This window comes from Umezawaea sp., assembly GCF_036375055.1.
Taxonomy (GTDB): domain Bacteria; phylum Actinomycetota; class Actinomycetes; order Mycobacteriales; family Pseudonocardiaceae; genus Umezawaea.
Genome location: NZ_DASUSQ010000054.1, coordinates 1 through 8,358, shown reverse-complemented (window position 1 = coordinate 8,358; position 8,358 = coordinate 1). Strand labels below are relative to the sequence as shown.

The window sequence follows — 8,358 nt, the reverse complement described above, 5'->3', positions numbered from 1 at the left end:
GGGTGGGCGGTGGCCCCGCTCACCGGGACCGCGCGGACGTCCCCCCGCGCGGCCGAGCCGAGCGGGTCGCGGCGTAGGCGTCCGCGACCCGTGCCAGGAACTCGGTGTCGCTGTCCAGGTCCCGGCCGCCGTGGATCGCGGCGTGCGGTGGCCCGTTCGGCGGTGGCTCACCGGCCGACCGGGCCCGCAGCCCGGCGGCCAGGACCTCGGCCTCCACGGCCGCGTCCAGCTGGTGGCCCGTCTTCCCCTCCTCGACGGCCCGCGCCCGGATGCGGGCCTCCGCGTCCGGGTCGAGGTAGGGCCGCAGCGCCAGCCGCCCGTCGCGGATCTCCACGACCCTGCGGTACAGCCGCAGGTCGATGTCGCGCGGGTCGAGCCGCTCCAGCAGCGCCGAGCGCGGCGGCGACAGCGCGATCTGCGGGTTCGCCCGGTAGAGCGCCAGCCACAGCGGCCTCAACCGCTGGTAGGTCGTGAACCGGTGGAGCCACCCGGCGACCGCGCCGTCACCGCTCACCCGCAGCCGCGGCAGCGACGCCGACAGCAGCACCAGCACGAACGCGACGAGCGTGAGGTACTTGTCCATGACGGCGGTGAACGTGTTCGAGTACGGCAGGTCGAACCGCCGGGAGAGGAAGAACATTCCTTTGTGGACGTGGTAGGCGATGATCGCCACGACGCCGACCGTGCTCATCCACAGGCGCAGCCGGACGGCGGGCCGCTCGGCGTCGCACAGGTTGACCCAGCTCAGCCGGGCGAGGTCCAGCAGCGCGGGCATCAGACCGACCAGGTAGGCCAGCCAGTACTCCAGCACCAGGGGTTCGGCCCCGTAGAGGGCGTTGTACCTCACGTCGTTCACCGGGGTGTCGGCGAGCAGGAACAGCACGCCCGTGCCGACCACCGACCCCGCCACCAGGAACCGCAGGCGCCACGACAGGCGGACGGGCTCACCGCCCTCGCGCATCCACACCAGCAGGTTCCGCGCCGCCCACGCGGCGACGAGCACCGTCCAGTGGCTCAACGGCTTCGCGGCGTTGGGGATGCCGAGCAGGTCACCCGCCGCCTCGTAGCAGCCGGGCGCCTGGAGGGTGAAGGAGATGGCCAGCGCCCCCAGGTACGTCAGGACGAGGCGTTTGCTCCGGTCCTCCGCCGGGTCGCGCACCCGGTAGATCGCGAGCCTGCCGATCAGCGCCACCCACGCCAGGAACGGCGGGCCGTACACCCGTGCCGCTTCACCCACGCCTGGGAGCCTCCGGCCAGAACAGCGCGTCGCCGACCCGGTCGTCCAGCGCGGTCCCCGTCCGTTCACCGTCCCCGGCCCGTGCGGCGCGGTGCGCGATGAGCGTGGCGAGCAGTTCGGCTTCCCGCTCCTCCTCCGCGCTGTAGCCGGTGCGCTCCAGCACGCGGCGGACCATCGCCGGGTCGAGGTCCGGCATCAGCGAGCGCATGTGGTCGGCTTCGGGCAGGGTGTCGCGGAAGTGGTCGCAGAGCAGGTGGCTCAGCTCGTGCAGGATGATGTGGTCCTGGTGCGGAGGTGTCGTGGCCTGCTCGTACAGGATCAGGTCCATGGTGTCGGTCGCGACCCACATCCCCATCACGTCGGGGAAGTCGCTCGTCGGCACCAGGATGATGGCCCGCGATCTGCGCTCCGCCACGAGTTCGCACAGCACCCGGACGTCGAACGGTCGAGGCAGCGGCAGCGTCGACGCGATGAGCTCACAGCGACGGCGCAGTCGCCGAAGACTGACGGTGATGGTGCCCCCCAGGTCAGTGGCCGAGCTTGTCAGAGGTCCGGCTCCGGAAGATCCGGCAGGCCCTCCAGTTCGCGCACGCGCTCGACCATCTCGGTGATCGCGACGAGGCTCTTGGCCGACAGTCCCGAGGCGCGCAGCGCGATCTGCCGCACCGAGCTGTCCCGCACGGCGGTGAGCAGCGCTAGCTCAGCGTCGATGCGGTGCGTCGTGTCGTCGTCGAAGAAGTACGCGGGCGGGACGCCGAAGAACCCGGCGAGCGCCTCGACGTGCTTCATGGTCGGATTATTCCGCAGACCGCGCCGCAATTGCCATATGTAGGTCGCGGAAATAGTCGGACCGCCACGGGTCCGGATCGCCTCGGCCACCTCTTCGAACGAGTACTCGCGCCCACCACGGGGTTTGATGGTCTGGAAGAGGTGGTCGACCCTGGCGGCGAGGGGCTCAACGGCCTCCGCGTTCCCCTCGGACGCTTCGTCCGGCATGCACGTCCTCCTCGAACGGAGGTGCGAAGTATACCAGTTCGTCAACTCTCGTGGGTGTTGTCGCACCACGGGTCATGATCTCAGTTGACGGCCCGGTGCGCGGCGCCCGCCATCGGGAAAACGGTGTGCGGCCCGACTTCCCGCGGCACGGAGTCCCGTTTTCGGGCCTGCGGTGGGGGATCAGGTCCGCGGAGGGGTGTGGCGGAGCGTGGTGCGGATCGCCTGGGCGACCGAGGCGAGCGTGACGTGGCGGTGCCAGCCCAGCCAGGAACGGCCCTCGAAGTGGTCCAGGCCGAGGTCGTCCTTGAGTTCGCGGTAGTCGTGGTCGATCCGCCACCGCACCGCCGCCAGGCGCACCAGGTCCCGCAGCGCGGTGTCGGCGGGCAGCGTGGAGAGCCAGTAGCCGGTGGGCTCGGCCGCTCCGGTCGGCCACTCCGCGAGCAGCCAGCACTCCGGGAGGCGCTCGCCGGTGCGGGACGTGGGGCACACCCGCAGCGCGAGGAACCGCGACCGCGTCCGGCCGGTCGGGTTCTCCACGCCCTCGGGAACACCCCGCCTGAGGGCCACGAACCGCCCGGTCGACCGGCCCGCGGCCACGACCAGCGTCGTGAGGTCCGACTCGGGCAGGCGCGGGGTCCCCGCCGCGGTGGCGGTCGGGGTGACGGCCAGGACGTAGGCCAGGCCGCGGTCGGTCAGCCCCTGCCGGAACTCGGGGGCGTCGCCGTAGCCCGCGTCCGCGACGACCGGCAGCGGCGGCAGCCCCCAGTCCCCGACGACCTCGTCGAGCATGTCCAGCGCCAGCAGCCACTTCTCCCGGTGCCGCTGGTCGTCGGGGATCGCGCACCGGCCCCTCCTGGCCCGGATCCGTTCGGCGTGCTCCCGGTCGTCGGTCGTGTGGTCGTCCCAGGACCGGGGCAGGAACAGCCGCCAGTCCACCGCGGCGGAGGCCCGGTCGGCGGCGGCGTGCACGCTGACCCCGACCTGGCAGTTCGCGGTCCTTCCCCTGGCGTCGCGGTACATCCGCGCCACGCCGGGGGAGGCGTGCCCGTCCTTGGGGAACGCGGTGTCGTCGACCACCCAGGCGTCCGGGGCGACGAACTCCTGTGCCCGCACCGCCACCCTGCGCCGCACCTGCGCGTGGTCCCAGGTCGAGGTGGTGACGAACTGCTGCAACTGCTGGTGGTCCACCCCGAGGCGGTCCGCCATGGGCTGCATGGACTTTCGCCTGCCGTCCAGCAGCAACCCGCGCACGTACAACTCGCCCTTGGCCCGCTGGTCACGACGGGCGAACCCGCCGAACACGTCCGCGGTGAACTCCTCGATCACCGGGCGGGCCCGCTCGATGTCCTCCGGTCTCACCGGACCAGAAGAGCACAGTCGGCCCGCACCTAACAAAGCCTCACTAGGATGTGTGCCACCGGAGACACGATGCCCGCCGCGGAGGCGCAGTGGAGTTCCACGTTCTGGGGTCCCTACAGGTTTCGGCGAGCGGCAGGCCGGTCAGCCTCACCGGACGGCGCCAACGGGTGCTGCTGGCGTCGCTGCTGCTCAACGCCGACCTCGTCGTCCCGCTCGACGCGCTCATCGACGCCGTCTGGGACGAACGTCCACCCACCACCGCCAAGCGCCAGGTGCAGAACACCGTCTCCGCGCTGCGCAGGCTGCTGGAGGGCGGCGAGCGCGACCCCGACCCGGCCGTGACACCCACGATCGCCGCCGAGGGCAGCGGCTACCGGCTCCGGCTGGGCGCGAGCACGCTGGACGCCCGGCTCTTCCTGGCCCACGTCGACGAGGCGCACCGGCACAACGCCGAGGGCGAGACCGGTCGGGCCGCGGCCGAGCTGAGGGCGGGACTGCGGCTGTGGCGCGGACCCGCGCTGGCCGGGCTGACCGGCAGGACGTTCGAGGCCGCCGCCGCCCGGCTCGACGAGCAGCGGCGGGCGGCGATCGAGGAGTGCGTCGACCTGGAGCTGCGGCTCGGCCGCCACGCCGAGCTGGTCGGCGAACTGGCCGAGCTGGTCGCCTCGAACCCGCTCCGGGAACGGCTGGTGGGGCAGCTCATGGTGGCGCTGCACCGGTCGGGGCGGCAGGCGGAGGCGCTCGACGCGTACCGCAGGCTGCGCGGGGTGCTCGCCGAGGAGTTGGGGCTCGAACCCGGTGCCGGGGTGCGCGAGCTGCACACCGCCATCCTCAGGGACGAGGCGAGCGGTGCCGAGCCCACCCCGCCCCGGCCCGCGGCCGCACGGGTGGTCCCGGCCCAGCTCCCCGTCGACGTGATCGGCTTCACCGGCCGCGTCCGGCACCTGAAGGAACTCGACGAGGTGCTGCCCGACGGGGCGAACACGGTGGTCACCGCGATAGCGGGCATGGCGGGGATCGGGAAGACCGCCCTGGCCGTCCACTGGGGACAGCGCGTGCGCCACCACTTCCCGGAGGGGCAGCTGTACGTCAACCTGCGCGGCTTCGACCCCGACGCGTCGCCGGTGCGGCCCGCCGACGTGCTGCTCGGATTCCTGGAGGCGCTCGACGTGCCGCCGCCGCGCGTGCCGGTCGGCCTCGCCGCCCGGTCCGCCCTGTACCGCAGCCTGCTGGCGGACCGGCGGGTGCTCGTGGTGCTGGACAACGCCCACGACGCCGACCAGGTGCGCCCGCTGTTACCCGGCAGCCGCGGCTGCCTGGTCGTGGTCACCAGCCGCCGCGTGCTGTCCGGGCTGGTCGCCGCGGAGGGAGCCCGGCCGGTCGTGCTCGACCTGTTCGACCCGGCCGAAGCCCAGCAGATGCTCGCGCAGCGGCTCGGCCGGGAACGCCTGGCGGCCGAACCCGAGGCCGTCGACGAGATCATCGCCCGGTGCGCCTCACTGCCCCTGGCACTGGCCGTGGTGGCCGCCCGCGCCGCGATCCACCCCGACTTCCCCCTGGCCGCGCTCGCCGCCGAGCTGCGCACCGCCCAGGGCAGTCTCGACGCCCTGGGCGGCGACGACCCGGCCACCGACGTGCGGGCCGTCTTCTCGTGGTCCTACCAGCAGCTCAGCGACCCCGCGCAACGGCTGTTCCGGCTGTTGGGCGTCCACCCCTGCCCGGACGTCACGGTGCGGGCGGCCGCCAGCCTGACGGGGCAGACCGTCAGCCGGACCCACGCGCTGCTCACCGAACTGGCGGGCGCGTGCCTGGTCACCGCGCAGCTGCCCGGCCGGTACGCCTGCCACGACCTCCTCCGCGCCTACGCCGCCGAACTGGCCCACGACCGCGACACCACCGGCCAACTGCGCCAGGCCCTGCACCGGTTGTTCGACCACTACCTGCACAGCGCCCGCGCCGCGGACCGGCTGCTGGACGCCCACCGAGACCCGATCACCATCCAGCCCGCCCTGCCCGGTGCGGTCGTCGACGAGCACACCGACCACGAGCACGCGATGCGCTGGCTGACCGAGGAGTTGGCCGCGATCCTCGCGGTCGTCGAGCGAGCGGGGGCGACCGGTTTCGACGTCCACGCCTGGCAGCTCGCCTGGGCGGTGGCCTACTTCGTCGAACGCCGAGGCCACTGGGAACCGTGGGCCGCCGCCCAGCACACCGCACTGGCCTCCGCCCGGCGCCTCGGCGACAGCCTGGGCCAGGCGCACGCCCACCGCAGCCTCGGTCGCGTCCACGTCCACCTTGACCGCGTCGCCGACGCCGTCGTGCACCTGCGCCACGCCCAGCGGCTGTTCCGGGACGCGGGGGACACCGCGGGCGAGGCCAGGGTCCACTTCGACCTGTGCTGGATCGACTCCCGCCAGGGCGAACACCGGACGTCGCTGGCGCACGCCGAACGGGCCTTCGACCTGTTCCGCGACATCGGCCACCTGTCCGGGCAGGCCAGAGCGCTCAACAACATCGCCTGGGGGCACAACCTCTGCGGCGACCACCAGCAGGCCTTGGAGGCCGCCGAACAGGCGTTGCGGCTCAACGAGGAGATCGCCGACCGGTTCAGCGACGCGGACACCTGGGACGTCCTCGGCCACGCCCACCAGGGCCTGGGACACCACGACGAGAGCATCGCGTGCTACGAACGAGCCGCCGCGCTCTACCGGGACCTGGGCCACCGATGGGCGGAGGCCGAGACGATCGCCCACCTGGGCGACAGCCACCACGCCGCAGGCGCGATCGGCGAAGCCCACGACAACTGGCAACGCGCCCTGGCCATCTTCGACGAACTGGGCCACCCGGACGCGGACGCGATCCGCTCCACGCTGAACGCGGACAAACCCGGCTCCACACGATCCAGATGAGCCCACTCCCCTGATACCGGAGCTGGTCCCAGCCCGCCCCGGCGATGAACGTGATGATGCCGATTCGATGAACGCCGCCGTCAAGACTTGCCTCCGACGAACAGCCCACCGTCGCGAGGAGGAGAGACGATGCGCCACGAGCCCAGACGTCGCCGGGATGCTGACGCCGCCCGTCCTGCCCACGCTCGCGGGGACGCTGATCACCACGGGCCCGACGTCAGCCGTGAAGCCGCAGCGTCAACCGAAGTCCTCCGCTGTCACACAAGCCGATGCCGACGCGTCCTGCACCCTCCCGACCACCACGTCGGTCGACACCTACCGCGTCACCGCCACTGCCACCGCCACTGTCACCGCCACCGCCACCGCCACTGTCATCATCACCGCCACCGGCCACGACGACGTCGACCCGCGTCGATGCGCACACCCCGCACCACCACCGGCATCCTCGATCACAGGGACCCCACCTCGACCACCCCCAACTCCTGCTCCAACCCGCACGTCAACTCCGGCACCGTCGCGACCGACCCGCCACTCCGCAGCCTCTGCCAGCTCTCGACACCTCCCCACCGGTGGTTCCTCGTCTTCGTCGCCACGAGACAACAGAGAGCGGACTTCGCGCACGAGTCGGCACTGTCCATCAAGCCCGGCGCGCCCGGCCGCAACTCACCGTTCTGATCGCGGTCACCGCGCCACCCTGCTGAATTCCGAACAAGGGGGGGAAGCGGGCCGGAAGGGTGTGACCCACCCTTCCGGTCCGTTTCCACGTGCGGTCGCACGATGGTTCCGACAGCCAGGACGGCGGCACGACGAGCCCCAAACCTGGCGTCAGGAGCACACGTCGACCGTTCCCCCGACTCCGTCGGCGACGCTGTCCGCTGGTGCGGAACGCGGCGCTCATCGGTGATGATGACCAGAACGCACAGCCAAACCTGTCTCCCGAATCGACCAGGTGAGACAAAATTCCGGTGGGACCTCGTCATGACGCGAGTGGGACTTCGCCCCGGATGCTGGACACGGGGTTGTGCGGCTGGGGTGAGCGTAGCCGGTGTTGACGTCAGGCTGCTCTCGTAGTTGATCGGGGACTGCTGGCCGAGGTGGGAGTGGCGTCGTCGGGTGTTGCGGCGGTGTGCCCAGCCGAACACGGCCAGCCGTGCTTCCCTTGCACTGGACCAGGTCTGGGCTCCCTGGAGGGTTTCGCGTTTGAAGGATGCGTTGAGGCTCTCCGCGGCGCGTCGTCCGCGGAGCTGCCCACCGCGCCCATGGACCGGGTCACCCCGGCGGCGCGGCAGGCATCGACGACGGCCCCAACGCCGTATTGGGCTCCGTGGTCGCTGGGAACACCGCTCCGGCCAGACTGCCCCGTGTCCGCTCGGCCGCGTGCAGGGGACTTCACCTGGGCCTTGACCCCGGATGTTGGACACCAGACACACTTGGATCCCAACGATCCGGGTGGACAGAGTCCCGCGCAGATGGCGATGAAGCACTGCCCACCGGAGTTTTGGGCCGAAGCAGTCGCGCAGTACCGGTCCCGACCCGGTGTGACGATCAAATCGGTGGCCCAAGACCTGGGATCAACCACGAGACGCTCCGCAACCGGATCCGGATCGACGACGGTCACCGCACCGGTTCACCGGCCGCCACCCCCACGACCGGATCGCCGCCAGGCTCGGCCGAGGACGAGAACACCGCGCTGCGCAAACGGATCCGCGAGTTGGAGGAGGAGCGCGACATCCAGCGCAAGGCGGCGGAGTATTTCGCCGGGGAGACGCGCTGGTGAACCGCTTCCAATTCTTCGCAGACCACCAACGCCGCCACGGCGTCAAGCGGTTGTGCCAGGTCATCGGGATCGCCCGATCC

At 71.8% G+C, this 8,358-nt stretch carries 7 protein-coding genes and 1 pseudogene; 2 read left to right on the top strand and 6 right to left on the bottom strand.

Annotation, left to right across the window (positions count from 1 at the left end):
• Positions 1–19 precede the first annotated feature (19 nt).
• From VFZ92_RS15550 to VFZ92_RS15535, 4 genes are all read right to left on the bottom strand, one after another.
• Positions 20–1,237 (bottom strand): MAB_1171c family putative transporter, encoded by a 1,218-nt coding sequence (locus VFZ92_RS15550; protein WP_330876630.1) that lies wholly within the window; start codon positions 1,235–1,237, stop codon positions 20–22.
• Complete coding sequence (locus tag VFZ92_RS15545) at positions 1,230–1,652, bottom strand: hypothetical protein (protein ID WP_330876629.1); 423 nt, start codon at positions 1,650–1,652, stop codon at positions 1,230–1,232. The genes VFZ92_RS15550 and VFZ92_RS15545 overlap by 8 nt, the downstream gene beginning before the upstream one ends.
• 128 nt (positions 1,653–1,780) lie before the next feature.
• Positions 1,781–2,233: a helix-turn-helix domain-containing protein gene (locus tag VFZ92_RS15540; RefSeq protein ID WP_330876628.1), complete on the bottom strand. Its 453-nt coding sequence runs from the start codon at positions 2,231–2,233 to the stop codon at positions 1,781–1,783.
• Positions 2,234–2,413: 180 nt separating this feature from the next.
• The gene (locus VFZ92_RS15535) at positions 2,414–3,592 is read right to left on the bottom strand and encodes an IS701 family transposase (RefSeq protein WP_330876627.1); all 1,179 of its coding nucleotides are present in this window, start codon (positions 3,590–3,592) and stop codon (positions 2,414–2,416) included.
• Between the two features lie 89 nt (positions 3,593–3,681).
• Between VFZ92_RS15535 and VFZ92_RS15530 the strand changes: the two genes are divergently transcribed.
• Both VFZ92_RS15530 and VFZ92_RS15525 read left to right on the top strand, forming a co-directional pair.
• Positions 3,682–6,501 (top strand): AfsR/SARP family transcriptional regulator, encoded by a 2,820-nt coding sequence (locus VFZ92_RS15530; RefSeq protein WP_330876626.1) that lies wholly within the window; start codon positions 3,682–3,684, stop codon positions 6,499–6,501.
• 414 nt (positions 6,502–6,915) lie between these two features.
• Positions 6,916–7,176 (top strand): hypothetical protein, encoded by a 261-nt coding sequence (locus VFZ92_RS15525; protein ID WP_330876716.1) that lies wholly within the window; start codon positions 6,916–6,918, stop codon positions 7,174–7,176.
• 413 nt (positions 7,177–7,589) lie between these two features.
• Here the strand turns inward: VFZ92_RS15525 and VFZ92_RS15520 are convergent.
• Both VFZ92_RS15520 and VFZ92_RS15515 read right to left on the bottom strand, forming a co-directional pair.
• Positions 7,590–7,922: pseudogene (locus VFZ92_RS15520) on the bottom strand (integrase core domain-containing protein); the annotation flags it as partial.
• Positions 7,923–8,115: 193 nt separating this feature from the next.
• Positions 8,116–8,358 (bottom strand): hypothetical protein (locus tag VFZ92_RS15515; protein ID WP_330876625.1); only part of this gene is annotated, 243 nt, incomplete at its 5' end.

Bases quoted from the DNA above. Each gene is read 5' to 3' on its own strand.
- VFZ92_RS15540 (WP_330876628.1), bottom strand. From the start codon at position 2,233: ATGCCGGACGAAGCGTCCGAGGGGAACGCGGAGGCCGTTGAGCCCCTC.
- VFZ92_RS15525 (WP_330876716.1), top strand. From the start codon at position 6,916: ATGCGCACACCCCGCACCACCACCGGCATCCTCGATCACAGGGACCCC.